We start from the raw sequence: 25,272 nt of genomic DNA, 5'->3' as shown, positions 1-25,272 counted from the left end.
GAAGAATATATCGGCACATAAAAGATATTGGTAAATACGCTTACAATATAAGCATAAAAATATAGTATATAACTATATGAGCTTTTGTATTCGTATGAGGTTAATGAAGAGAAGTTACCTTTTAATTCATAGTGCAAAGGCAGATTCATTGTAAATTGCTGTATATTCTCAATGAATGGAAAGACCGCTCTATAATAGTCTCCCGTGTTCATCATCATCAATGACACGGAAGTGAAGCATATTATTAATGCCAATATGAACGGTAATGCATATCTAATAATTATTAGTTTCATTACAAACCCTTTTTTAATAAGTATTTTGGTCTTTGTTTAGATTCAGTATATATTCTTCCAATATATTCCCCAAGCACTCCAATCCCAATTAGTTGCACACCGCCCAAAAATAATATTGAAACAAGAAGCGACGGATAGCCCCGCACTGGGTTACCAAATACTAAAGTATCCAAAATCATCCACGCGCCATAAAGGAATGCCAGTCCGGCAACAATAAGCCCGATGTAAGTCCACATACGCAATGGAAAAGTGGAAAAACTGGTAATACCTTCAAGCGCAAGGTTCCATAGTTTCCATCCGTTGAATTTGGTGCTACCAGCAACGCGTTCAGCGCGGGCATATTCGACCACATCTGTACGACCTCCAACCCAGCTCAGAACACCTTTCATGAAGAGGTTACGTTCTGGCAAAAGTTTAATGTTTTCTACAACCTCACGAGACATGAGGCGGAAGTCACCAACGTTTTCTTCAATCTTCGGATTGCTTATTCTATTGTGGAGTTTATAAAACCATTCTGCGGTTTTGCGCTTCAATCTTCCATCTGTTGAGCGATCAGAGCGTTTAGCTAGAACCATATCAGCCCCAGCCTGCCATTTTTCTATCAGGTGAGGAATGACTTCTATAGGGTCCTGCAAGTCTACGTCGATCGGGATAATCGCTTCACCGGTCGCATGGTCAAGGCCGGCGAACAGAGCGGGCTCTTTACCGAAGTTTCTTGTGAATGACAGCGGTACCACAAGCGGATCGGAAACAGCAAGCGCGCTGATAATTGATTCTGTGGCGTCTTTGCTGCCGTCGTTTATGAAGACTATCTCGACTTCATACTGCTGAAGCCCTTCAAATTCCCGCACCGTTTTATAAAAAATCGGTATCGCGTCTTCTTCGTTGAAGACGGGAACAACCAGAGAAATTTTCATTTCGCATCCCTAAAGACAATGAACTTTGAATAGATAAAGCCGCACACCAGACTGATGGCGGAGAAGATGATTAACGTGATAATAGGGGCCATGCCAGATCTATCAGCGCACCAACCTACAGCAGCGCTTAGTGTTCCCATAAATCCAACGTAGAGCATGTAGCGCATCGTGGTTGTCGAAGACTTAAAGGTGAACCTGGCGTTAGCGAAGAAGCTGAACGACACCGCCACGACGAAACCGGCGAAGTTGCCAAGTGCCTGACCTGTGTGAAACGCGTATATGCAAATAGCGAACACAACCCAATGAATGAGCGTGTTGACGACGCCGATTGATGTGTACTTAGCAAAGAGCTTTAACATTATATAAATCAGTCAATTCTGAAAGGTCTGAAGTTTAGCACCACTGTGAAACTTGATCGACCCTCATATTTGACGATACTGTATATGTATACAGTTATATTGTGAGGTGATTATGCCACGCACAGAAGACATACACCCCGCCTTCATTGCGGTAACAGATCCACTCTCTTCTTCGGCAAGCATAGTTGAAATACAGGGAGGCTATGAGGTCGTTGAGGGCTCAACCCTGTTTAAGCGCGGAGACACCTTGCTCATCTGGTTTTGCGGCCGACAGCAGCATGCGTACTGGGCCGGTGACTCGCTCATTACTGATGATGGTGAGGCCATAGAAGGCGAGGCTCTTGATGATGTTCGCCTTGTTGGCGTGGTCACGCATACCATTAGCCCGGTATGGGTCGACGACAATCCGGTGATGTGATGTTTGCCCTGGTTGATGTTAACTCGTTTTATGCGAGCTGCGAGAAAGTATTCAGGCCGGATCTACGGGGGAAGCCGGTTGTCGTGCTCTCAAATAATGACGGCTGTGTAATAGCCCGTTCTGCTGAAGCCAAGAAGCTCGGCATTAAAATGGGCGATCCGTACTTCAAATGTAAGGACTACTTCCGGCATCAGGGCGTGGTTTGCTTCAGTTCAAACTACGAGCTCTACGCTGACATGAGCAACAGGGTGATGACAACGCTGGAGGAAATGAGCCCTCGCGTCGAAATTTATTCAATCGACGAGGCCTTTTGTGACCTGACTGGCGTGCGTAACTGCCGCGTGCTGGAAGAGTTCGGCCATGAGCTGAAAGATGCAGTGCGCAGGAATACCGGCCTGGCCGTCGGCGTAGGGATTGCTCAGACAAAGACCCTGGCAAAGCTAGCCAATCACGCGGCAAAGACTTGGAAAGCCACTGGCGGCGTGGTGGACCTGTCGAACGTCGATCGCCAGCGAAAGCTTATGGCATTGCTACCCGTTGATGAAGTGTGGGGCGTCGGCCGCCGCATCAGCAAGAAGCTTGAAGCGATGGGCATCAAGACCGTGCTCGACCTGGCGGACACGCATATCGCCGTTATCCGCAAACACTTCAATGTCGTGCTGGAGCGAACGGTGCGCGAGTTGCGCGGAGAGCCATGCCTTGAGCTGGAAGAGTTCGCTCCGATGAAGCAAGAGATAGTCTGTAGCCGATCGTTTGGGGAGCGGATTACCGAATACGAACAGATGCGTCAGGCCATCTGCAGCTATGCCGCCCGCGGAGCAGAGAAGCTTCGCGGCGAGCATCAATACTGTCGTTACATATCGGCGTTCGTGAAGACGTCGCCGTTTGCGCTGAACGAGCGATACTACGGCAATAGCGCATCGGTAAAGCTTCTGACACCTACCCAGGACAGCCGCGATATTATCAACGCCGCCACCAGGTGCCTTGATGCAATCTGGAAGGATGGACATCGGTACCAAAAGGCTGGGATCATGCTTGGTGACTTCTTCAGTCAGGGGGTTGCTCAGCTCAACCTGTTCGACGAGAACGCGCCGCGCGAAGACAGCGCACAGCTGATGCAGGTACTTGACCAGCTCAATGCCAAAGGCGGTAAAGGCACGCTCTATTTTGCAGGCCAGGGCGTGCAGCAGCAGTGGCAGATGAAGCGGGAAATGCTTTCGCCACGGTATACGACGAGATACTCAGATCTGCTTGTTGTCAGGTGACGGGCTCGATTAACTCCGGACCCTGGTTCTTCACATTACCCACGGCGCGCGTCACGGCGTGCCAGATAAACTTATCCGCCGGCACAGCTCCGTCGGCGGCTATCTCCTCAGCTTCTTTCCCGCCTATATCCTGCCGCATCCATTCCCGGGCCGCTTCTGGAGACAGAACCAGTGGACGGCGATCGTGAATGTCGACCAGGCCCTTATCAGCTGCAGACGTCACGATGAGAAATCCTTCTGCATCATCGCCACGTTCGAAAGGTGTGCTGCCGATCGCTGCCATGAATATCGGCTGGCCATCGGCACGGTGGATGAAGTAGGGCTGTTTCTTGTCGCCTTCCTTCTTCCATTCGAACCATCCGTCGGCGAAACATATCGCCCGGCCATGCTGCCAGAGAGGTTTGAACATGCGGCTCGTTGCCGCGGTCTCAACTCGCGCGTTTATCAATGGTGCTTTATCCCACCATCCGGGCGCGTAACCCCAGACCACCGGATCGAGATGCAGCTGCTCGTCGCGTTCGCTCAGCAGCAGGACTTTGGTACCGGGTGCGACGTTGTACCGGCCAATGGGTTCCGGGTCGTATGCGATGTCGCGATCTGCTTCGTTGGCCAGGTAAGCCAGATATTCTTCACGGGTTTGGGCTTGTGCAAAACGTCCACACATAGAAACCTCCAGTCAGTCAGACTGAAAGTATAGGGCAGGGAGAAAAAGTAGCGCGCGCTGGTTAAGTCTTACAAACGGATTCGGGGCGATTATGCTGATGAGGATGAAATGCGTAAAGCGGCGTGTTGCGAAACTGGAAGGAGCTACGCAAAAGAGGGGGAGTTTTCGGATCGGTGCGATCCCTAACTTCACTCGTCGCTCACTCGAAAAAGATGGCAACGGTTTGATCTTGAATGGATGTATTGGTAAGCATTGAAACCCGTATTTGACGGGTTTTCGACATGTAACTACATGAATTATATCAAAAAGTGCTGGTTGTAGCGGAAACAGGAATCGTATTCGGTCTCTTTTTATCTGTATGAAAGTAAACGCGTAATCCCAACGCAATCTTTCTCATACAGCGCGTACATCCTGTACGTCCTGCTAAAACATAACACAACACAGCATGCCGAAGTCCAGCCCTTTTTGCCAGTTTTGTTAAATTTTCGTGTACAGTCGGATAAAGCAAGAGTCATCGTTAAAAGCGGGACTTCACGGACGCCTCTATTTCATCGAGCAGCTCAAAGCGACGGCGGTATTCGGCACGTTTTTTACTGGCAATTTCTTCAAGGGATTTACGCTCCATCTGCAGCGGCAGCTGCCAGCAGAAGCTTGAAAGTTTTTTACCGTCCAGAGATGCCCAAAATTCATCGTAGCTGGCGTGGAAATGGCGGCCTTTGCTCAGGCGATATCGCAACGCGCGGAAAACGTGCCCTTCATCGCTGACGGCAAAAATCGCCCGGACATATGACTGTGCAGCCAGCTGAAAAAGAACTTCCATCAACACGCGCTTAGGGAACAGGCCGTGACAGGCGCGGGTGGCCTGTTTAATGACGTCTCGCGATACGCAGCGACGGGGCCCCTGAAGCCCGCCAATGACCATGACTTGTTGACCGTTGCTGCGCGCGACGCTAAAGGTCAGGCTGGCCAGCAGCGTATCCTCGTTGTCGTGTAGCCACAGCGTGCTTTCTCCTTCGCGCTCGGCTTTTCCCGCAGAGGAAGCATTGACCGTATAGGTTACGCCGTCTTTAGCATGGAACTGCACAACGGTTTGCTCCTGCGGGCTCGTCAGGGCCTGAGCGAGACCGCTCTCTTTCAGGCTATCAATCCAGTAGTAATGGTTGACGATAGCGTCGGCGCGATCGTTAGCCGTCAGGCCGCGCATCAGATATTGTCGGTGGGTCTTGCTGGGCAACGTAATTTGAGAGGCCAGCAGCCTGTCGAAATCGTCGCGCCCCGAAAGGGCTTCCAGCATGCGATGGGTGGAGGACCAGAACAGAAGCGAGCGTAAAAGGAACTTCAGACGATATTCGCGTTTGCGCCAGATCGGACCCGGAACGCGTTTGCCGTTCACCAGCTCGGAAATAATATTTGTGCGATGCGGATAGAAAACATCGTTATGCAGGTGCGTATTAGACACGTGAAGACCCCTCTTTTTTTCTGCCCTTATTCTAAAGAGCCAGGAAAAGGGGATTAATAGCGCGAGGATCTTTATTTCTGTTTGGTTTACCGTTTGTTTGACTTCGTGATGACCGCGCCTGTCTGTTGCCTTTTCTGCGGCGGCTATACTGTTTAAAGGAGGTCCTATGTATCAGCGAATTGAAGGTGGGATGTGGCGTCACGTCTGGGTTGTCAGCGATATACACGGTTGTTACCAGTGGCTTATGGATGAGCTTAAACGCCGTCATTTTAACCCATATGAGGATTTACTTATTTCAGTCGGGGATGTGATCGATCGTGGCCCTGATAGCGTTAAATGCCTGCAGTTAATTCATGAAAAATGGTTTCGTGCCGTGCGTGGAAACCATGAGCAAATGGCTCTCGACAGTCTGGATAATAACGATTTTTCTCTCTGGACGATGAATGGTGGAATATGGTTTTCGCATCTTGAACGCGACCAGCAGCAGCTTGCCCTGTCGTTGCTCGACGCCTGTCGCGATTTACCGCATATCATCGAGATAACCTGTGCGAACGGTCTGAATGTGATTGCCCATGCTGATTATCCGGCCGCGGAATACTGTTGGCAAAAACCGGTTAGCGCCCAGCGCGTCTTATGGAACCGCGACAGGCTGATGGGATTTATGGTGGGCAAAGGAGAGGGCATCAGCGGCGCGGATCATTTCTGGTTTGGGCATACGCCCCTCGACAGAAGATACGATTTTAATAATCTGCACTACATTGATACGGGGGCTGTTTTCGACGGTTACTTCACGCTGGCGCAGCTGCAGTAATAAATAACCCGCCTTCGGGCGGGTTCTCTTTAGGTCAGGCAAGACGCATGACCCAGGCATCGGTTTTGCTATCGTAATGCTCACGGTAAAGGACAGAATGTTCGCCATCAAGTATTGCCGGGACGCTGGTGTCTGCATCCCATGCATCGAGCTGCATGCACAAATCCGGGTCGGATTTGCAGGGAATACTTAACGTTCGATCGCCTTGTGCTTCGCCGCGCAGCTCTGCGTCGTCGATCTCAAAAGCGCCAATACGCACGCTGGTTTTCGTCATAGTGCTCTCCGGGTCGGTTGTCAAAATCTGGTATGACCAGTGCGATCACCCATTTTTGATCGTAGACAAGGAGAGCAAAATCGCCAGTAAAAAAATGCGCTTTTTTTCAGGCTGTGCGATCGTTACCGGTAAACAGACGGCCATCCCGAACCAGCTCGCGCGGATAGCTGTTTTTCAGCCTTGAGCCGACTTTTTTTGCCAGCCCCAGCGGATATCCCTGATACGTCACTATCACTTCATCGCCTGATGGCGTGCTGTCCGGATAGACATCGCGACCACGGTACCACTCTTCGGCTTCCTGATGCGTCAGGGCAAAGGTATTCTCGCATCCGGCAAGGGCGATAACGGCCTCATGCTGCCAGCGATAGCCTTTGTTATGCACTTCCGCCAGGCGGATCCCGATTCGCGAAAAACGGACCTTTCCGATGAGCGGCTCGATCTGTGCCGGGAACAGCCATATCTCTTTATCACGCATCCAGGGGTGCAGACTCTCATCCCAGACCAGCCCAACCTTTTTGGCGGCGGCTTCAAGCTGTGCTGCATCGCGACCTTTAAGGGGAGCAAACGGGAAGTTGCCGACCTTAAATTTAGGCGCGGGCAGGGGAGCAACCGCCTGCGTTTTACGCAGACGCGCCACAAAGAACCCTTCGCAGTCGTAAATCTGCGGGAACACGTGGAGGAAACCCTCCGGCGTGACCGCCTCCTGTGCCGAGGCGAACAGATCGTTAAGCGGCAGAAACTCCACGGCATCCGGGTAGTTCGCTTTCAGCCACAGGCAGACGTCTTCGTTTTCATCGCGGTTTAAGGTGCACGTTGAATAGACCAGCGTGCCGCCTGGACGCAGGGCATGGAATGCGCTCTCGATCAGCTCGCGCTGCGTGGCGGCGATCTCAAGGTTGCTTTCCACGGACCAGTTTTTTAACGCATCGGGATCTTTACGCACCACTCCTTCGCCGGAGCAGGGGGCGTCCAGCAGAATGGCATCGAAGGCTTCCGGTAAGGCGGCGCCAAACACGCGTCCGTCAAAGTGCGTCAGGGCAACATTATGTATACCGCAGCGGCTGATGTTGGCATGCAGCACCTTCACGCGGCTGGCGGAAAACTCGTTGGCGAGGATCGCCCCGTGGTTACCCATCCGGGCGGCAATTTGCGTGGTTTTTGAGCCGGGCGCCGCGGCAACATCCATCACGCGTTCAGGCGCATTGCCATCGGCGAACAGGGCGGCCACCGGCAGCATCGAGCTGGCTTCCTGAATATAGAACAGACCGCTCAGATGTTCAGCGGTACTGCCCAGCGGCAGCGAGGCTTCGTCATCGCGTTCGATCCAGAAACCCTCGGCGCACCACGGGACCGGCGTAAGCTGCCAGCCGTACGGCGAGACCAGCGCCAGAAAATCATCGACGCTGATTTTCAGCGTGTTGACGCGAATACTTCGGCGTAACGGACGCTGGCAGGCGGCGATAAAATCGTCTAACGACAGGTGAGAGGGAAGCGCCTCGCGCATCTGCGCCAGGAATTGTTCAGGAAGAAATACGGAGTTTTGAGCCACGGGCACACCACAGGGAAAAGTTCAGGTGCGCAGTGTAACATAAAGGCTCCGGTGCGTTGACACCGGAGCCTGTCAGATTAACGCGGCAGGGCGGTTCCCCATTCACGCCACTCTTTCGGTTCGCTTTCGAGCAGCAGGAAGTGTTTACCCGGCTGCGCTTTTGGTGCCAGCGGCGTGCCCGGCGGCGTGGCAAACGCGATACCGCCGCGAATGAACTGGTTGAAGGTGCCGGTTTTCACCACGCCTCCCGTCAGGCCAAAGTCCAGCGAATAGCCGGACGCCAGCCAGAATACCGAGTTATTGCGGACCAGGTGCTGGTAACGCTCGCTGATGCGTAACGCCACCATCACGCGGTCGGAGAGCGTACCGAGCGTCAGGCCCGTGACCGTACCCACTTCAATGCCGCGGAACAGTACCGGGGTGCCGATGCTCAGCGAGCCCGCTTCCGGTACTTCCACCACGATGCTCAGGCCGCCAAGGTAGCGCGAGTCGGTGATCGTGGCTTCCTGCAGCTCGAAATCACGACGGGCATTGCCCTGGCCCGGCTCAACGTTGATGTACGGCTGCAGGATGGTGTCGAGATGCTCAACGCCCGCGGCCGAGATCTGCGGCGTGACCACCGAGAAGCGCGAACCCGTCCGGGCGAAGGTCTGCACATATTCCGGGTACAGCACGGCGGTGGCCTGCACCTCGTTGCGCGAGGTAATCAGCGTCAGCTTCTGGATCTGCCCGATATCAATGCCGAGATAGCGAATTGGCATGCCTTCCGCCAGCTTGCCGGCATCGAACGCGTGCAGGGTAATCTGTCCACCCACGGCGCGTGCGGCGGTTTCGGACGGGAAGAGAATACGCTTATCGCCTTTACGCAGATTCGCGCCCGCGCCGCTGAGGTTATCGAAGCTAATCGCCCCGCGCAGCGCGCGTGAGAGCGGGGAGGCCTGCACGGTCAGCCCGTTACCGTTAAGCTGAACTTTCGCGCCGCCTTCGGCCCAGAAGACGCTGTTTGGCGTCAGCAGCTTGCGGTACTCCGGCTTGATATGCAGTTCGATATCAAACGCATCCGCACGCGGGCGAACGGTAATAACTTCCCCAACCTCAAACTTGCGGTAGAGCACCACGGAGCCCGCCTGTACGTCCGGCAGCGTCTCGGCGCTTAGCGTCAGCGTGGTGGTAGGGAGATCGCTCAGGCTGTTTTCAACCGCTTTCTCCAGGTTGGCATACAGAGGATAGCTGTCGCGAACGGGGCCTTTATCGCCGGGCAGAATGCGGATGCCGCCGTTAACCCATTCGCTGGCGCTGGCGCCGAGGAACTCCACGCCGTCCAGACCCACCTTCACGTCGACGCGACTGTTCACCACGAATTTGCTGTCACCGTGCACCAGGTCGCTGTACTGCGGATCGATGGCGACCGAGAAGGTCACGCCATTCTCGGAGAGCTTACGCTCCAGCACCTGGCCGACCTGCACGCCGTGTAAAATTAACGGCTGACCGGCTTCGATTCCGTAACTTTCTGGCGCATTCAGCGTGACGGTCACTACGCCCGGCTTTTGCAGCAGGGATTTATCCGCCGGGGCAATCACGAAGCTATTGCTGGGTTCACCTTCGCCGGGGATGAGCTCAAACGTATTGCCGGTCAACAGCGTGCTGAGGCTGGCATCGTTCAGAGAGAGCTTTGGACTGCGCATTTCGATACGCGTTTTCTCGCGCAGGAGATCGACCACGCTCGGATCGACAGTCATTTCGCCGGTGACCGAGCCGCCCGGGTTGAGCGTCATTTTGGTGAGCTGACCAACCTGCAACCCCTGATACATCAGCGGCGTCGAACCCGCTTTTAGCCCCTTAGCATCGGGCAGGGCGAGTTTGACGAGCACGCCGCGCTGGCTGTGCGCCAGGTCAGCGTACAATCCAAATGAGTCATCAGCGGTGGCGGGGCTTGAATTTTCCGGGGAGTCAAAGGCAATGGCACCATTCACCAGCGCGGCCAGACTTTCCAGCTTCACTTTCGCACCGCTCAGGCTGACGTCCGCATCCACGCCGGAGACGTTCCAGAAGCGGCTGCCTTTTTTCACCAGATTGGTGAAGCGACGCTCGATCAGCACGTCGATGGTGACGCCCTGTTTATTCGGGTTGATCGCGTAATCGTACACGCGACCAACCGGGATTTTGCGGAAATAGACCAGCGAACCGCTGTTCAGAGAACCGAGGTCCGGCGCCTGCAGATGGATCATTAAATCGCCGTTATTGAGGCGGTACTTGGGCTGTGTATCCAGGGCAACAAAGTGATCCTGCGGCTCTCCTTTACCCGGCATCATGCCAATATAGTTACCGCCCACGAGCGCATCCAGCCCTGACACGCCGGCCAGAGAGGCTTTTGGCGTGACCAGCCAGAACTGCGTTTCGCTGCGCAGGGCATCCTGCATGTCAGATTTAATACTGACCCGCACCTGAATCTTGTTCAGCCCTTTTCCAAGGGAGATGTCCTGAACCGTACCCACTTCAACCCCCTGGAAGCGAACGGGCGTTCGCCCGGCGACGATGCCGTCGGCGGTCTGGAAATCAATGGTGACGGTACTCCCGCGATCTTCATAGCTCGTCCAGATAAGCCAGCCTGCAATCATCAGGGCGATGACGGGCAGCAACCAGAATGGCGAAATGCGGCGTTTTGTTTTAATTCTCGCTTCAGTCGGCGAAGCGGGGGTTTCCTGACTCATGTGCATCCCAAAGTAAGCGGCTATCCAGCCATTCCACAGCAAGAATAGTCAATATCACCGCAGAGCCGAAATAAAAAGCCGCGGGTCCCATTGTAAAAGCAAGTAGCTGGTCGCGATTGATGAGCGACATCATCAGTGAAATCACGAACAGATCTAACATTGACCAGCGGCCAATCCAGGTGACGAACCGCAGCAGCAGAATGCGGGTCCGTAAGCCTTGTTCACATTTAAAGTGAATGCTGATGAGCAGGGTAAACATCACCACCACTTTGGTAAAGGGAACCAGGATACTGGCAATAAAGACGATCGCCGCCACCCCGACGTTGCTGTGCGCAAGGGAGATAATCCCGGAGAGGATAGTATCCTCCTGACGCCCGCCATTCACGTAAATGATGGAAATCGGCAACATATTGGCTGGGATCAGAAACACCAGGGAAGCGATCAGCGCGGCCCAGCATTTTTGCAGGCTGTTGTTGCGCCGCAGCCTCAACGGAATGTGGCACCGCGGGCAGCGACCACGCGCGTCGGGCAAGCCGGTATAGTGACATCCCAGACAGACGCGCAGATTTTCATCAGGACGCGTGGCGGGGCGCTGAGGGTAAAATCGCTCCCAGAGCTGTTCAACGTTCAGGTGGATAAGCGTCAGTATGCTCAGCAATACCAGGCTGATGAAAGCAAAGAGTCCGATGCCGGGCTGCAAAAAGGCGTAGTCCTGTACCTTTATTGACGCAACGCCCACGCCCACCAGATAAATATCCAGCATCACCCACTCTTTGAGCTTATCCAGCATCAGCAGCACCGGGCGAAGGTTCATGCCGAGAATATTGCCAAACCACAGATAGGCAATGGCGGCGACCAGCACCAGCGGCGCGCCAACGGTGCAGAACAGCACCATGGCAGCGGTGATGGGATCGCCCTGACGGGTCATCTGCCAGATACCCTGCAGTACGTTGGCGTCAATGCGCACGCCAAGCAGGTAAAGTTTCAGCAGCGGTTCGCTCCAGGCGAAGGGCATCAGCAGCAGCATGGTGACGGCCATAGCGGCGAGACGGGTTAGCGACCAGTCGCGGCCATCGCGAATTTTGGCGTCGCAGCGCGGACAAAAGGCACTTTGGTGCGATTTCATCTTCGGCAACATAAAAAGCGTATCGCACTGGGGGCAACGCTGATAATGTGCACGTGGCAAAGCTTCGCTTACCGTATGGACAGTTATCTTTCTTGTTGGCGTAATTTTGGTTGTTTTTAAGGCCATCAGCTGCGCACAAATAAGTATTGTTGAAAGTTATAATAACTCATGAACGGATTCATCTTGAGCATGAGCGCATTTAATGCTTATTTTAATAGGCTATGCGGTAAATTTGTAAGACAACTAAGTGATTGAATAATGAACAAAACAGAATTCTACGCGGATCTGAACCGCGATTTTAAGGCATTGATGGCGGGTGAGACCAGCTTCTTAGCCACTCTGGCAAATACTAGCGCATTGCTGTTTGAACGTCTCTCTGACGTGAACTGGGCCGGCTTTTACCTCCTGGAAGGTGAAACGCTGGTGCTCGGCCCGTTCCAGGGCAAACTGGCCTGCGTGCGTATTCCGGTAGGGCGTGGCGTATGCGGCACTGCGGTGGCCGAAAATCAGGTCCAGCGTGTGGAAGACGTTCATGCGTTTGACGGGCATATTGCCTGTGATGCTGCCAGTAATTCTGAAATCGTTCTGCCGCTGGTGGTCAAAAATCAGATTATTGGCGTTCTGGATATCGACAGTACGGTCTTCAGTCGCTTTACAACCGAGGACGAACAGGGGCTACGCGAGCTGGTGGCGAATCTGGAAAACGTACTCGCTGCAACCGATTATCAAAAATTCTTTGCGAGCGTCGCAGGATAATCAACGGATAACGTAGCATTTACTGATAGCGTCATTATAATGACGCCTGTTCATGCCTGCGCTTGTTGGCAACGTCCGTTGTAATCAGGAAATTTCATGGAAAATCAACCTAAGTTGAATAGCAGTAAAGAAGTTATCGCATTTCTGGCCGAGCGTTTCCCGCAGTGCTTCAGCGCGGAAGGTGAAGCTCGTCCCCTGAAAGTCGGTATTTTTCAGGATCTGGTGGCGCGTGTTGAAGGGGAAATGAACCTCAGCAAAACTCAGCTGCGTTCCGCCTTACGTCTTTATACTTCGAGCTGGCGTTACCTGTACGGTATCAAACCAGGCGCTACCCGCGTGGACCTCGACGGCAACCCTTGCGGTGAGCTGGACGAGCAGCACGTTGAGCACGCGCGCAAGCAGCTTGAAGAAGCCAAAGCACGCGTTCAGGCACAACGTGCAGAACAGCAGGCGAAAAAACGCGAAGCCGCCGCGGCAAACGGCCAGGAAGAAGCGCCTCGTCGTGAGCGTAAACCACGCCCTGCGCCGCGTCGTCACGATAATAACGATCGCAAACCGCGTGCAGACAAACCAGCAGCAAAAGCCCCGCGTGCCCCTCGTGAAGAGCCGCGCCATACGCCGGTTTCTGACATTAACGCCCTGAGCGTAGGTCAGGCGCTGAAGGTAAAAGCGGGTAACAATGCTATGGACGCCACCGTACTGGAAATCACCAAAGATGGCGTTCGTGTACAGCTGACTTCTGGTATGTCAATGATTGTACGCGCAGAACACTTGTTGTTCTGAAACGGAGGCCAAGCCTGGCATGAACACTTTTTTTAAGCTCACCGCGCTGGCGGGCCTGTTTGCCATAACAGGTCACGCTTTTGCAGTGGACGATATCACGCGTGTTGATCAAATTCCGGTTCTCAAGGAAGAGACGCAGCACGCGACGGTGAGCGAGCGCGTGACCTCACGTTTTACCCGCTCGCACTATCGTCAGTTCGATCTCGATCAGGCCTTTTCGGCCAAAATCTTTGACCGCTATCTGAACTTGCTGGATTACAGCCATAACGTTTTGCTCGCCAGCGATGTCGAGCAGTTCGCTAAGCGCAAATCCGAGGTGGGTGACGAGTTGCGTTCAGGCAAGCTGGATCTGTTCTACGATCTCTACAACCTGTCGCAAAAGCGTCGTTTTGAACGCTATCAGTACGCGCTTAAAGTGCTGGAACGTCCAATGGACTTCACCGGCAACGACACCTTTAATCTGGATCGCAGTAAAGCGCCCTGGCCAAAAGATGAAGCCGAGTTGAATGCGCTTTGGGACGGCAAAGTTAAATACGACGAACTGAGCCTTAAGCTGACCGGCAAAGACGAAAAAGAGATCCGTGACACGCTGACGCGTCGTTATAAATTTGCTATCCGTCGTCTGGCGCAGACCAACAGCGAGGATGTTTTCTCACTCGCGATGACCGCCTTTGCACACGAAATCGATCCGCACACCAACTATCTCTCTCCACGCAACACCGAACAGTTCAATACCGAGATGAGCCTGTCTCTGGAAGGTATCGGCGCGGTGCTGCAGATGGACGATGATTACACGGTGATCAATTCCATGGTCGCGGGTGGCCCGGCATCCAAAAGCAAAGCGATTAGCGTAGGCGATCGCATTGTGGGTGTAGGACAAACAGGCCAGAACATGGTCGACGTGATCGGCTGGCGTCTCGATGACGTGGTTGCGCTGATCAAAGGTCCGAAAGGCAGCAAGGTTCGTCTGGAAATTCTGCCAGCAGGTAAAGGCACCAAAACCCGTATCGTTACCCTGACCCGCGAGCGTATCCGTCTGGAAGACCGCGCGGTGAAAATGTCGGTGAAAACCGTGGGTAAAGAGAAGGTGGGTGTTCTGGATATTCCTGGCTTCTACGTGGGGCTGACTGACGATGTGAAGGTTCAGCTGCAGAAGCTTGAAAAGCAGAACGTCAGCAGCATTATCATCGACCTGCGCAGTAACGGCGGCGGGGCGCTGACGGAAGCGGTTTCACTCTCCGGTCTGTTCATTCCATCTGGCCCGGTGGTTCAGGTGCGCGATAACAACGGTAAAGTGCGTGAAGATGCCGACAACGACGGAGTGGTCTACTACAAAGGCCCGCTAGTGGTCCTGGTTGACCGCTTCAGTGCTTCCGCGTCTGAAATCTTTGCCGCTGCAATGCAGGACTATGGCCGCGCGCTGATCGTCGGTGAGCCAACCTTCGGGAAAGGTACCGTTCAGCAGTATCGCTCTCTGAATCGTATTTACGATCAGATGCTGCGTCCGGAATGGCCTGCGCTGGGCTCGGTTCAGTACACCATTCAGAAATTCTACCGCGTGAACGGCGGCAGTACGCAGCGTAAGGGCGTAACGCCGGACATCATGATGCCGACAGGCACGGAAGAGACGGAAACCGGCGAGAAGTTTGAAGATAACGCCTTGCCGTGGGACAGCATCAATGCCGCGACCTACGTGAAAGCGGGTGATATGACGCAATTTGGCCCTGAACTGCTGAAAGCGCATAACGACCGCATCGCGAAAGATCCGGAGTTCCAGTACATCATGAAGGACATTGCACGATTCAACGCCCTGAAAGATAAGCGGAATATCGTTTCTCTGAACTACGCACAGCGTGAGAAAGAGAACAACGAGGATGATGCAACCCGCCTGGCGCGTATCAACGATCGCTTCAAGCGCGAAGGCAAGCCTCTGCTCAAGAAACTGGACGATCTGCCAAAAGATTACCAGGAGCCGGATCCGTATCTGGACGAGACGGTGCATATCGCTCTCGACCTGGCGAATCAGGAAAAAGAGAAAGCAGCCGTACAGCCCGCTCCGGCAAAATAACCTTCCAACAGGCACAAGAAATTGTGCCTGTTTCTTTTTGTTCTGCATCCTTCCGTCAGTCAGATTTCCAATTGTGTAAAGTTGTGTCTTTCTGGTGACTTACGCCCGCCGGATGCTTGAAAATAGCCGCAATACCCATACGATGTGGGTAATCGCATAGTGCGTTTTGTTAAACTGAGGTAAAAAGAAAATTATGATGCGAATCGCGCTCTTCCTGCTCACCAACCTGGCGGTCATGGTGGTTTTCGGGCTCGTGCTAAGCCTGACAGGAATTCAGTCGAGCAGCGTTCAGGGTCTGTTGATTATGGCGCTGCTGTTTGGTTTTGGTGGCTCGTTCATCTCCCTGCTGATGTCGAAGTGGATGGCACTGAAATCGGTGGGTGGTGAGGTTATTGAACAGCCGCGTAACGATATGGAACAGTGGCTGATGAACACGGTGGCTCAGCAATCCCGTCAGGCCGGGATCGCCATGCCGCAGGTGGCGATTTACCATGCCCCGGACATCAACGCTTTCGCCACGGGCGCCCGTCGCGATGCGTCACTGGTTGCCGTCAGTACCGGATTGCTGCAGAACATGAGCCGTGACGAAGCCGAAGCGGTTATTGCCCACGAAATCAGCCATATCGCCAACGGTGACATGGTGACCATGACCCTGATTCAGGGCGTGGTGAACACCTTCGTGATCTTCATCTCCCGTATTCTGGCGCAGATCGCGGCAGGCTTTATGGGCGGAAACCGTGATGAAGGTGAAGAGAGCAACGGCAACCCGCTGATCTACTTCGCCGTTTCGATGGTTCTGGAACTGGTATTCGGTATTCTGGCCAGCATCATCACCATGTGGTTCTCCCGCCACCGTGAATTCCACGCGGATGCCGGCTCGGCGAAGCTGGTTGGTCGTGAGAAGATGATTGCCGCGCTGCAGCGTCTGAAAACTAGCTATGAGCCGCAGGAAGCGAACAGCATGATGGCCTTCTGCATTAACGGTAAATCCAAATCGCTGAGCGAGCTGTTTATGTCTCACCCGCCGCTGGATAAACGTATCGAAGCGCTGCGCAGTGGGGAATATCTGAAGTAACGCTAAGAACTCTAATAAGCCGGGCAGGAGAACACTCCGCCCGGCTTTTTTTATGCCTGAACCCTGGGCTGGGTCACGCGCAGGCCGCTGACGACCGCCGCGAGCGAGGCAAGGGCTCCCGCGGTGAGAAGCGCAACATGGTTGCCGTTTTGCCCGGCGAGGTTAAACATCAGGGCGACCAGCGCCGCGCCGCTGCTTTGCCCCAGAAGGCGCGCGGTCCCCAGCATGCCGCTGGCACCTCCGCTGCGATGGCGCGGCGCGGATGTGATGATGGTGTGATTGTTAGGGGACTGGAACAGGCCAAACCCTGCGCCGCACAGAATCATGCGCCAGATGATGTCCAGATCGGTTGGCGATGACGGTAGTAGAGCCAGCGCGAAAAGGCCTGTCGCCATCACCGCAAGCCCCAATGCTCCCAGTAAACCGGCATGGACACGTTCAATTAAGTAACCTGCCAGCGGCGCCATCACCATGGTCGCTAGTGGCCAGGGGGTTAACAGCAGGCCGGTCTCCACTTCTGAACGGCCGACCACGCTCTGCAGAAAGAAGGGCAGAGAAACCAGAGCCAGCATTTGGGCGCAGAACGAGCAGACTGACGTGCAAATGGAGAGGGAAAAGAGGGGAATACGCAGCAGATCCACCGGCAGTAAAGGCACGGGGAGAGTGAGCTGACGGCGAACAAAGAAGAAGCCGATCGCCAGCAGGGAAATGAGCTCCGCGCCGGTAAGCATCAGAGACTGTCCCTGCGCAAAGCCGCTCAGCGCCGTAATCAGCAGGCCAAAGGTCAGGGCATTCATCACTGCACTCGCCACATCGAAGCGCGGCATGGTGCTTTTAGGGCCGTTAGCGGGAAGAAAGCGCAGGGCAAAGAATATAGCGACAATGCCCAGCGGCACGTTAATAGCAAACAGCCATTGCCATGACGCAACGGAAAGGATCGCCGCCGCAATAGTCGGCCCGGCGGCGGAAGAGACGGCGACAATAAACGAGTTTATCCCCATGCCGCGCCCCAGATGACGCTGGGGATAAATTAAGCGGATCAACGCCGTGTTTACGCTCATGAGCGCCGCGCCGCCAAAACCCTGCGCGATGCGGGCAAGCGTCAGGGTATGCAGCGAATCTGAAAGGGCGCATAGCAAGGACGTGAAGGTGAAAACCACCAGACCGCATTGATACACCCGACGGTAACCGAACATATCGCCCAGGAAAGAGAACGAGAGCAGGGAAACCACAATCGCAATCTGATAGGCGTTAACGATCCATATCGAACTGGCGGGAGAGGCATGCAGGTCGCTGGCGATGGTTGGCAGGGCAACGTTCGCGATTGCGCCGTCAAGGACGGCCATTGAGATACCGATAATGATGGTCGCTATAGCGCCATACCGCTGGGGTAAAGGCAGACCATCGGAAAGGATCTTTTCCATTAGGATTAAAAAAGCTCAGCGTGAAATTATTCTCAGGGTAACTATTTTAGCATTGTTACAGCCGCGATATGTCGCAGATTTGTAACGAAGTAAACGCGGATTGATTGCAGGTGACATGAGGGGAACTTATAATAAAAACCGGTTCTGATTTTTATAAAACACTCGCTATGAGGTGGTAAATGGCTATTGCGGATTTGGATAAACAGCCAGATTCTGTTTCTTCCGTGCTGAAGGTGTTTGGCATCTTACAGGCGCTTGGGGAAGAGCGTGAAATAGGTATTACAGAGTTGTCGCAGCGCGTGATGATGTCTAAAAGCACCGTGTATCGCTTTTTACAAACCATGAAGTCGCTGGGCTACGTTGCCCAGGAAGGCGAATCTGAAAAATACTCTCTGACGCTTAAGCTGTTTGAGCTGGGCGCTCGTGCGCTGCAAAATGTTGACCTGATCCGCAGCGCTGATATCCAGATGCGTGAAATCTCTCGCCTGACCAAAGAGACCATCCATCTCGGTGCGCTGGATGAAGACAGCATTGTTTACATCCATAAAATCGACTCCATGTACAATTTGCGCATGTACTCGCGCATTGGTCGTCGCAACCCGCTCTACAGCACCGCGATTGGTAAGGTTCTGCTGGCGTGGCGCGATCGTGAAGAAGTGAAGCAGATCCTCGAAGGCGTGGAATACAAGCAAAGTACCTCACGAACTATTACCAGCACAGACGCGCTGTTAACGGTGCTCGATCGCGTACGCGAGCAGGGGTATGGCGAAGATAACGAAGAGCAGGAAGAAGGGCTGCGCTGCATCGGCGTTCCGGTGTTTGACCGCTTTGGCGTAGTAATCGCGGGCTTAAGTATCTCCTTCCCAACCTTACGCTTCTCCGAAGAGCGTCTGCATGAGTATGTGGCTATTCTGCACACTGCCGCACGTAAGATTTCTGAACAAATGGGTTATCACGACTACCCGTTTTAATCTCTGCTCGCATAAAAAAACGCCGCATCTGCTGCGGCGTTTTTTATATCAGTCATGTCACCTGCTGATTAGCCATTATCAATCACGACGGATGTCTTTCGCAGGACCGGACAGTTGGTCAAGCCAACGATCCCGCTGTCAGTATGCAGATATTGCGCAGTGCTCACGCCCTGTGCTGTTAAATATTTACATTGAATCCCTAACCCGGCTGCGTTTTCGGTGCTTCCAACAAGCACGCCATAACCCGTGAGCAGAAGGCCAATCCAGACGATAGCCAGTGCAATAATTGTTCGAATAATGAAGCGCATCATTAGCCTCTTTTGTCGTTGTTATCATAAAGCTAGCGTAAACGGTTTACACGATGAAACAAGTGCAGGATTCTGAAAAAAGTGCGATGGCGGTACAGTTAGTCCTTGTTTAAGATAAGCGTGTTAACCTCGTTACATCAGGTTTTTAGACGGAGTGTGGAGTGAAAAAAATACGCTGGGTAATTCTGATTATCGTGCTGATAGCGTGCGTGGTGTTATGGACGCAGACGATCAATGTGATGTGCGATCAGGATGTACAGTTTTTTAGCGGCGTTTGCGCAATCAATAAGTTTATTCCGTGGTAATACGCATTTTTTCTCAAGGTGATTTCCTTCCTTCGCGCCAGTGGTAAAATAGACGTTTTTATTGAGGTGGTGAAATGGGTGAGTTACTGAATTCAGGGCTGCTGAATATGGCATCCCTGATGATTTCTTTGGTTGTTCTGCTTGTGGGCCTGGTCATTTGGTTTTTTGTGAACCGCGCCAGCTCCCGTACTAACGAGCAGATTGAACTGCTGGAAGCGCTGCTCGATCAGCAAAAACGTCAGAATGCGCTGCTACGCCGTCTGTGTGAGGCTAACGAACCGGAAGAGAAAGACGCGCCGAAAGACGTGGTCGCTGAAGAAAGCAAAGACGAAGACGACTTTATCCGCCTGGTGGCTGAGCGTTAATCTTTTTATGCTGGGAGGTGGCTGTGGTCTGGAAAAATCCCTGGTATGACCCCTCCCTGAAACATCACACCCCGAACGGTTTTCGTAATACCGATCCTGTCGGACATCAACCCGGCGATCTTGACCGTTGGCGCAAAGCGCGTAAAGAGGCCGGTTTACCGAAGCCACCCGCGCTGGGCTATGAAGACTTTATCCAACAGTGGTGGCAACCGGTTGAGCTTACGCAACCTCATGAAGATGGGGTATGGTGGCTGGGACACGCGAGCGTAATGCTGCAGCTGGACGGCAATATCATCCTTACCGATCCGGTTTTTTCACAGCGCGCTTCTCCACTCCCTTTCCTGGGACCCCAGCGCAAAACGCCTCCCGCGCTGTCAGTCTGTCAAATCAATCAGCTTGATGCGGTCGTCATCTCCCATAATCATTACGATCATCTTGATGACGCGACCATTCGCCTTATTCTCAAACGCTTCCCCGAGGTCAGTTTTTTTGTTCCGCTGGGCCTTGCCGACTGGTTTCGCCGCCGGGGGGCAAAACGCGTGGTTGAGCTCGACTGGTGGCAGAGCTTCACCTGGCAGGGGATGACGCTGACCGCCGTACCGGCACAGCACTGGAGTATGCGCACGCCATGGAACCGCAATCGCTCATTATGGTGCGGCTGGGTTATGGAAGGTCGACATCATCGTTTCTGGTTCAGCGGAGATACGGGGTATTCGCCTGAGCTGCTGTTGATACCTGAACGCCTTGGCCATATCGATGCTGCCGCGTTACCAATAGGTGCCTATGCCCCACGATGGTTCATGGCTGTCCATCATATGGATCCGCAATCTGCGGTGGCATTGTGGCAGCAGCTGGGTTGTCCTCTGGCGTTTCCCATTCACTGGGGCGTGTTTGAACTGGCAGATGAAGCCCTCGATGAACCTGTGCGGGAGTTAACTGACGCGCTAGATAATTTAGCACCAGTTAATCATTCTTTCAGGGTACTGAAAGTTGGTGAATATTTATCCTTATAAGCGAAGCGATAACGTAGTGCATATATTCTGTATGTAAACGCGTGCAGGAATGTTTTATTTTTATCGAAACGTTTTGCTTGCCTTCTTTTGATGCAGAGTCATAAAAATTTCATTATTTTGGTGCATAACACTGTTTATTAGTTGGTGCATTTTAATACAGTTTGGCGCGGGTTATTAACAGTGTTTTTTCTCTGAAACAATTTGGTCGCGTTACAATGATTTAAGCATAAGTTTTCACAAATTGTTCTAACTCAATCAGGACGTAAGATTTCTTTTCCCGTTTGCTGGACGCTTCGTAATGATTGAGCTATGTTAAAAAAGTCTTAGATTACAGCGCTTGTGAAAGCAACGCTGGGTCTTTGTTACGCAGCAGAGCTGTCTGTAAGTGATGCGCATAATTGTGCAAAACCTGACAGGCACTGTTCGAATTTGTGCGGCGGATCGAGACATGTTTAAAAATGGCTTGCCATATTAAACATAGTGTGTGATAACACGTTTTGGGTCAAACGAGGTACAGTTCTGTTTATGTGTGGCATTTTCAGTAAAGAAGTCCTGAGTAAACACGTTGTCGTTGAATACCGCTTCTCTGCCGAACCTTATATTAGTGCCTCATGCAGTAATGTCTCAGTTTTATCTCAGTTAATGCCTGCGGGCTAAGAAAACACTCTAAGGAATTTTGCAAAATGGCAAAGATTAAAGGTCAAGTTAAGTGGTTCAACGAGTCTAAAGGTTTTGGTTTCATTACTCCTGCTGACGGCAGCAAAGACGTGTTCGTACACTTCTCTGCAATCCAGGGTAACGGCTTCAAAACTCTGGCTGAAGGCCAGAACGTTGAGTTCGAAATTCAGGACGGCCAGAAAGGCCCAGCTGCAGTTAACGTAACTGCTATCTGATCGAACCGCTGCTGACTGAAGCGCCTAGCACTTCAATCTCAGACATAAAGCCTCGCATAATGCGGGGCTTTTTTATGTCCCTTATCTTTCAAAATATTACCATTGGCGGTCTTGTTAGTAACTTGTTGCAAAGCTGCGAGGTTAGTAGCACTGTTTTGCCACCTTAAACCCATCTTTTCCCGTTAAATCAGGGCGTTGTTTAACAGTTCTGGGGTTCAGGTGAAGAAGAAATTGATAACGACCGCTGGCAATTTCACGCCAGCGCGTTTTGTGCTGCTCTGCTTAGCTATTTTTTGTAGTCTGGCTTTTTTGCTGGGCCGCGTTGCCTGGCTGCAAATCATCAAGCCTGACAATCTGGTGAAGCAGGAAGATATGCGATCCCTCCGCCAGCTGGCGATTGATGCGCCGCGGGGCATGATAATGGATCGCGAAGGTCGCCCCCTGGCGGTGAGCGTGCCCGTCCGGGCCGTCTGGGCCGATCCTAAAACGGTGCTGGCAAAAGGGGGCGTTGGCATTGACGAACGCTGGCAGGCGTTGGCAAACGCGCTGCATCTCTCGCTGGGCACACTTTCGGCGCGAATCAACGCCAACCCGCAGGGGCGTTTTATTTATCTTGCCCGTCAGGTCGATCCCGCACAGGCGAAGTGGATCGATAAGCTGAATCTGCCCGGTATCAATTTACGCGATGAATCTCGCCGTTTTTATCCTGCCGGCCATGTGGCAGCGAACCTGATTGGCTTCACCAATATTGACGGGCAGGGTATTGAAGGCGTGGAAAAAAGCTTTAACGCGCAGCTGACCGGCAAGGCGGGTGTGCGACAGGTAAGGGAAGACCGCTACGGACGCGTGGTTGAAAACCTGACGGAAGTGGCGCCCGCACCGGCGCATAACATCCAGTTAAGTATCGACGAGCGGCTGCAAACCATCACCGAAGATGCGCTCGATAATGCCGTGGCCTGGAACAAGGCCGAGTCTGGCGCATCGGTGCTAATAAATATCCCAACCGGGGAAATACTCGCCATGGCGAGCTATCCGGATTTCAACCCCAATAATCGGGAAGGCGCGACGATAAACGATTTTCGTAATCGCGCGATCAGCGATACGTTCGAACCCGGTTCGACGGTCAAGCCGCTGGTGCTGATGACGGCCCTGCAGCAGGGCCTGGTCCAGCCGGACAGCGTGATTGACACTCATCCGTATACCCTTGACGGGCATCGTATCCGCGACGTGGGCTATTATCCTGAACTGACGATGACCGGGATCCTGCAAAAATCGAGCGACACCGGCGTATCCCGACTCTCCCTGGCAATGCCTGTCCAGCATCTTATTGATACCTATCGAAACTTTGGGTTTGGCACGAATACGGGGCTTGGCTTAACGGGCGAGAGCGCGGGGCTGTTGCCAAATCGTAAATACTGGAGCCAGCTCGATCGTGCGACCTTTGCCTTCGGCTACGGGCTGATGGTGACGCCGCTCCAGCTGGCGCACGTCTACGCCACGATCGGCGGCTTCGGGCTCGAGCGACCTCTCTCGATTACGCGTATCGATCCACCCGTAATCGGGCACCGCGTCATGCCGGAAGAGATCGCGCACGAGGTGGAGCACATGATGGAGAGCGTTGCGCTGCCCGGCGGCGGGGGCGTTAAGGCCGCCGTTCGCGATTACCGGGTGGCGGTGAAAACCGGCACGGCGAAGAAAATTGACGACAGCGGAAAGTACGTCGATAAATACGTTGCGTATACGGCCGGCGTTGCGCCCGCCAGCGATCCGCGCTTTGCCCTGGTGGTGGTCATTAACGATCCGCAAAATGGCGCCTACTACGGCGGTGCCGTTTCCGCGCCTGTCTTCAGCGAGATTATGGGTAACGTGCTGCGTCTGGAGAATGTAAAACCTGACGGGTTACCGGCGGGCTCCGATCACCTTATCGTTATGCGTTAACCGGGCGTTTATAACCAGGGCGAATAGCGGTACACTTCGCCCTTTGATTATGCTCCGGAGTCACCATGTCCTTCAGCTGCCCCCTTTGCCACGCCCCCCTGACGCATTCAGATAAAAGCTATACCTGTCCGCAGGGGCATCAGTTTGATATGGCAAAAGAAGGCTACGTGAATCTTCTGCCGGTGCAGCATAAGCGCTCCCGCGATCCAGGCGACAGTGCAGAGATGATGCAGGCGCGCCGCGCGTTTCTGGATGCCGGGCACTATCTGCCGCTGCGGGAGACCGTCGCGCAGATGCTTAATGACATTTTGCCGGATTCTGCCACCGCCATGCTCGATATTGGCTGCGGGGAAGGGTACTACACCGCACGCTTTGCCGGGATTGCCCGTGAGAAGGGCGCGCTGACATTCGGTCTGGACGTGTCGAAAGTGGCCATTCGCGCGGCGGCAAAGCGTTACGCGGACGTGACGTTCTGCGTGGCATCCAGTCACCGGCTGCCGTTTGACGATGCCAGCATGGATGCTGTTATCCGCATTTATGCGCCCTGCAAGGCGGAAGAGCTGGCTCGCGTGGTGAAACCGGGCGGATGGGTCGTCACCGTGACGCCGGGCCCGCGTCATCTGATGGAGCTGAAAGGGCTGATCTACGACGAAGTGCGACTGCATGCCCCTCATTCTGAACAGCTGGCCGGTTTTAACCTGAAGCAGGAGCAAAGCGTGGCGTATGAAATGACGCTTAAAGGGGAAGAAGCAATCGCGCTGCTGCAGATGACGCCGTTCGCGTGGCGGGCAAAACCGGAAGTGTGGGAAGCGTTAGCTCTACAATCAATATTTAACTGCCAGACGGATTTCAGTATCCACGTCTGGCAGCGCGAAGATTAACCGGCGAAGTGTGCCCAGAGGATCTGGGCACCAATGCCAATCAGCACAATTCCTCCCAGGATCTCGGCGCGTTTACCCAGCAGCGGGCCGATAAACCGTCCGACCATCATGCCCAGCGTAGACATGATCAGCGTTGCGCAGCCGATGGCCAGCGCGGTGGCGATAATATTGACCTGCAGGAATGCCAGACCGACGCCGACGGCCATTGCATCAAGGCTTGTGGCAATCGCCGTGGTGACCAGCAGCCAGAACCCGTGGCGGTGCTGCGGCTCCTCGTCTTCATCATCACCGCCGCGAAAACCTTCTATCACCATTCGGCCACCGAGAAACACCAGTAGTACGAAGGCAATCCAGTGGTTCCACTCCAGCACGAACTGGCTGGCGAGCATGCCAAGTCCCCAACCGATAAGCGGCGTCAGCGTTTCGATAGCGCCAAAAATGAGGCCGGTACGCAGGGCTTCTGAGAACTTAGGTTTGTGGAGCGTGGCGCCTTTTCCGATGGAAGCCGCAAAAGCGTCCATGGACATGCCAAAAGCGAGGAGGATCGTAGCGGAGATATTCATAACAGCATCCAGACCGGGGATATCCATATGACACATCACTGCCCCCAGTAAACAGCAGTTGATGTATCTATGGTCTCGCCTGA

General features: G+C 53.6%; 25 protein-coding genes and 1 pseudogene. 15 read left to right on the top strand and 11 right to left on the bottom strand.

Translation table 11 applies throughout. The features are described 5' to 3' along the window. Window positions 1–292: 292 nt before the first annotated feature. Window positions 293–1,210 (bottom strand): glycosyltransferase family 2 protein, encoded by a 918-nt coding sequence (locus tag INF68_RS01155; RefSeq protein ID WP_193525208.1) that lies wholly within the window; start codon window positions 1,208–1,210, stop codon window positions 293–295. Further along, window positions 1,207–1,569 carry a GtrA family protein gene (locus INF68_RS01150; protein WP_193525207.1) on the bottom strand — a complete coding sequence of 121 codons (363 nt, stop codon included), beginning with the start codon at window positions 1,567–1,569 and terminating at the stop codon, window positions 1,207–1,209. Before INF68_RS01150 ends, INF68_RS01155 begins: the two co-directional genes overlap by 4 nt. Before the next feature lie 112 nt (window positions 1,570–1,681). Here INF68_RS01150 and INF68_RS23130 point away from each other — a divergent pair, with 112 nt between their 5' ends. Then, window positions 1,682–1,987: a hypothetical protein gene (locus INF68_RS23130; protein WP_216786940.1), complete on the top strand. Its 306-nt coding sequence runs from the start codon at window positions 1,682–1,684 to the stop codon at window positions 1,985–1,987. Then, window positions 1,987–3,252 (top strand): Y-family DNA polymerase, encoded by a 1,266-nt coding sequence (locus INF68_RS01140; protein ID WP_193525205.1) that lies wholly within the window; start codon window positions 1,987–1,989, stop codon window positions 3,250–3,252. The genes INF68_RS23130 and INF68_RS01140 overlap by 1 nt, the downstream gene beginning before the upstream one ends. Here INF68_RS01140 and INF68_RS01135 read toward each other — a convergent pair. Both INF68_RS01135 and INF68_RS01130 read right to left on the bottom strand, forming a co-directional pair. Continuing rightward, window positions 3,245–3,916: an SOS response-associated peptidase gene (locus INF68_RS01135; RefSeq protein WP_193525204.1), complete on the bottom strand. Its 672-nt coding sequence runs from the start codon at window positions 3,914–3,916 to the stop codon at window positions 3,245–3,247. The genes INF68_RS01140 and INF68_RS01135 overlap by 8 nt on opposite strands. A 517-nt stretch (window positions 3,917–4,433) precedes the next feature. Further along, window positions 4,434–5,375, bottom strand: coding sequence for a VirK/YbjX family protein (locus INF68_RS01130; protein ID WP_126786405.1), 942 nt, complete (start codon window positions 5,373–5,375; stop codon window positions 4,434–4,436). 166 nt (window positions 5,376–5,541) lie between these two features. On the opposite strand from INF68_RS01130, the gene pphA reads away from it, so the two are divergent. After that, a complete protein-coding gene (gene pphA, locus INF68_RS01125; RefSeq protein ID WP_047173214.1) occupies window positions 5,542–6,186 on the top strand; it encodes a protein-serine/threonine phosphatase in 645 nt (214 codons plus the stop codon). 34 nt (window positions 6,187–6,220) lie between these two features. Here pphA and INF68_RS01120 read toward each other — a convergent pair whose 3' ends face one another. The 4 genes from INF68_RS01120 to yebS form a co-directional block, all read right to left on the bottom strand. After that, a complete protein-coding gene (locus tag INF68_RS01120; RefSeq protein ID WP_008500472.1) occupies window positions 6,221–6,460 on the bottom strand; it encodes a YebV family protein in 240 nt (79 codons plus the stop codon). 106 nt (window positions 6,461–6,566) lie between these two features. Then, window positions 6,567–8,009 (bottom strand): 16S rRNA (cytosine(1407)-C(5))-methyltransferase RsmF, encoded by a 1,443-nt coding sequence (gene rsmF, locus INF68_RS01115; RefSeq protein WP_047173213.1) that lies wholly within the window; start codon window positions 8,007–8,009, stop codon window positions 6,567–6,569. Between the two features lie 77 nt (window positions 8,010–8,086). Then, window positions 8,087–10,720, bottom strand: a complete 2,634-nt coding sequence (locus INF68_RS01110) for a PqiB family protein (protein ID WP_126786404.1) — start codon at window positions 10,718–10,720, stop codon at window positions 8,087–8,089. After that, window positions 10,689–11,972: a membrane integrity lipid transport subunit YebS gene (gene yebS, locus INF68_RS01105; RefSeq protein ID WP_023312213.1), complete on the bottom strand. Its 1,284-nt coding sequence runs from the start codon at window positions 11,970–11,972 to the stop codon at window positions 10,689–10,691. Before yebS ends, INF68_RS01110 begins: the two co-directional genes overlap by 32 nt. A gap of 132 nt (window positions 11,973–12,104) precedes the next feature. Between yebS and INF68_RS01100 the strand changes: the two genes are divergently transcribed. From INF68_RS01100 to htpX, 4 genes are all read left to right on the top strand, one after another. Continuing rightward, window positions 12,105–12,602 (top strand): GAF domain-containing protein, encoded by a 498-nt coding sequence (locus INF68_RS01100; protein ID WP_008500476.1) that lies wholly within the window; start codon window positions 12,105–12,107, stop codon window positions 12,600–12,602. Between the two features lie 96 nt (window positions 12,603–12,698). Next, on the top strand, window positions 12,699–13,385 hold the full coding sequence (proQ, locus tag INF68_RS01095) for an RNA chaperone ProQ (RefSeq protein ID WP_014884292.1): 687 nt from the start codon (window positions 12,699–12,701) through the stop codon (window positions 13,383–13,385). Between the two features lie 19 nt (window positions 13,386–13,404). Then, on the top strand, window positions 13,405–15,453 hold the full coding sequence (prc, locus tag INF68_RS01090; RefSeq protein ID WP_126786403.1) for a carboxy terminal-processing peptidase: 2,049 nt from the start codon (window positions 13,405–13,407) through the stop codon (window positions 15,451–15,453). 193 nt (window positions 15,454–15,646) lie between these two features. Then, window positions 15,647–16,528, top strand: coding sequence for a protease HtpX (gene htpX, locus INF68_RS01085; RefSeq protein WP_014884290.1), 882 nt, complete (start codon window positions 15,647–15,649; stop codon window positions 16,526–16,528). A gap of 50 nt (window positions 16,529–16,578) precedes the next feature. On the opposite strand, the gene INF68_RS01080 is transcribed toward htpX, so the two are convergent. Beyond that, window positions 16,579–17,952 (bottom strand): MFS transporter, encoded by a 1,374-nt coding sequence (locus tag INF68_RS01080; protein ID WP_126786402.1) that lies wholly within the window; start codon window positions 17,950–17,952, stop codon window positions 16,579–16,581. Window positions 17,953–18,131: 179 nt separating this feature from the next. Here INF68_RS01080 and kdgR point away from each other — a divergent pair, with 179 nt between their 5' ends. Continuing rightward, window positions 18,132–18,923, top strand: a complete 792-nt coding sequence (gene kdgR, locus INF68_RS01075) for a DNA-binding transcriptional regulator KdgR (RefSeq protein ID WP_023312208.1) — start codon at window positions 18,132–18,134, stop codon at window positions 18,921–18,923. Between the two features lie 68 nt (window positions 18,924–18,991). Here kdgR and INF68_RS01070 read toward each other — a convergent pair whose 3' ends face one another. After that, entirely contained in the window at window positions 18,992–19,231 is a 240-nt protein-coding gene (locus tag INF68_RS01070; protein WP_023312207.1) for a YobH family protein, read from the bottom strand. A 161-nt stretch (window positions 19,232–19,392) separates the two neighbouring features. Here INF68_RS01070 and mgrB point away from each other — a divergent pair, with 161 nt between their 5' ends. The 7 genes and pseudogenes from mgrB (at window position 19,393) to rlmA (ending at window position 24,626) form a co-directional block, all read left to right on the top strand. Next, window positions 19,393–19,536, top strand: coding sequence for a PhoP/PhoQ regulator MgrB (mgrB, locus tag INF68_RS01065; protein WP_006175995.1), 144 nt, complete (start codon window positions 19,393–19,395; stop codon window positions 19,534–19,536). Between the two features lie 74 nt (window positions 19,537–19,610). Beyond that, entirely contained in the window at window positions 19,611–19,901 is a 291-nt protein-coding gene (locus INF68_RS01060) for a YebO family protein (protein ID WP_126786401.1), read from the top strand. A 23-nt stretch (window positions 19,902–19,924) separates the two neighbouring features. Then, window positions 19,925–20,914 (top strand): MBL fold metallo-hydrolase, encoded by a 990-nt coding sequence (locus INF68_RS01055; RefSeq protein WP_126786400.1) that lies wholly within the window; start codon window positions 19,925–19,927, stop codon window positions 20,912–20,914. Between the two features lie 525 nt (window positions 20,915–21,439). Next, window positions 21,440–21,584 (top strand): annotated as a pseudogene (locus tag INF68_RS01050) (DUF2627 domain-containing protein). Window positions 21,585–21,597: 13 nt separating this feature from the next. Further along, window positions 21,598–21,807 carry a transcription antiterminator/RNA stability regulator CspE gene (gene cspE, locus INF68_RS01045; RefSeq protein WP_001062678.1) on the top strand — a complete coding sequence of 70 codons (210 nt, stop codon included), beginning with the start codon at window positions 21,598–21,600 and terminating at the stop codon, window positions 21,805–21,807. Between the two features lie 219 nt (window positions 21,808–22,026). Further along, on the top strand, window positions 22,027–23,745 hold the full coding sequence (gene ftsI, locus INF68_RS01040; protein ID WP_045355990.1) for a peptidoglycan glycosyltransferase FtsI: 1,719 nt from the start codon (window positions 22,027–22,029) through the stop codon (window positions 23,743–23,745). Between the two features lie 65 nt (window positions 23,746–23,810). Next, complete coding sequence (gene rlmA / locus INF68_RS01035) at window positions 23,811–24,626, top strand: 23S rRNA (guanine(745)-N(1))-methyltransferase (protein ID WP_126786399.1); 816 nt, start codon at window positions 23,811–23,813, stop codon at window positions 24,624–24,626. Here rlmA and mntP read toward each other — a convergent pair. After that, the gene (mntP, locus tag INF68_RS01030; RefSeq protein ID WP_029741998.1) at window positions 24,623–25,189 is read right to left on the bottom strand and encodes a manganese efflux pump MntP; all 567 of its coding nucleotides are present in this window, start codon (window positions 25,187–25,189) and stop codon (window positions 24,623–24,625) included. The two genes, rlmA and mntP, sit on opposite strands and share 4 nt — an antisense overlap. Between the last annotated feature and the right edge of the window lie 83 nt (window positions 25,190–25,272).

The sequence above is a fragment of the Enterobacter cloacae complex sp. P16RS2 genome, from assembly GCF_014982155.1.
In the GTDB taxonomy this organism is placed as follows: Bacteria; Pseudomonadota; Gammaproteobacteria; order Enterobacterales; family Enterobacteriaceae; genus Enterobacter; species Enterobacter cloacae_M.
Note: the sequence above shows the minus strand (reverse complement) of the source record. Positions and strands in the feature narration are given on the sequence as shown.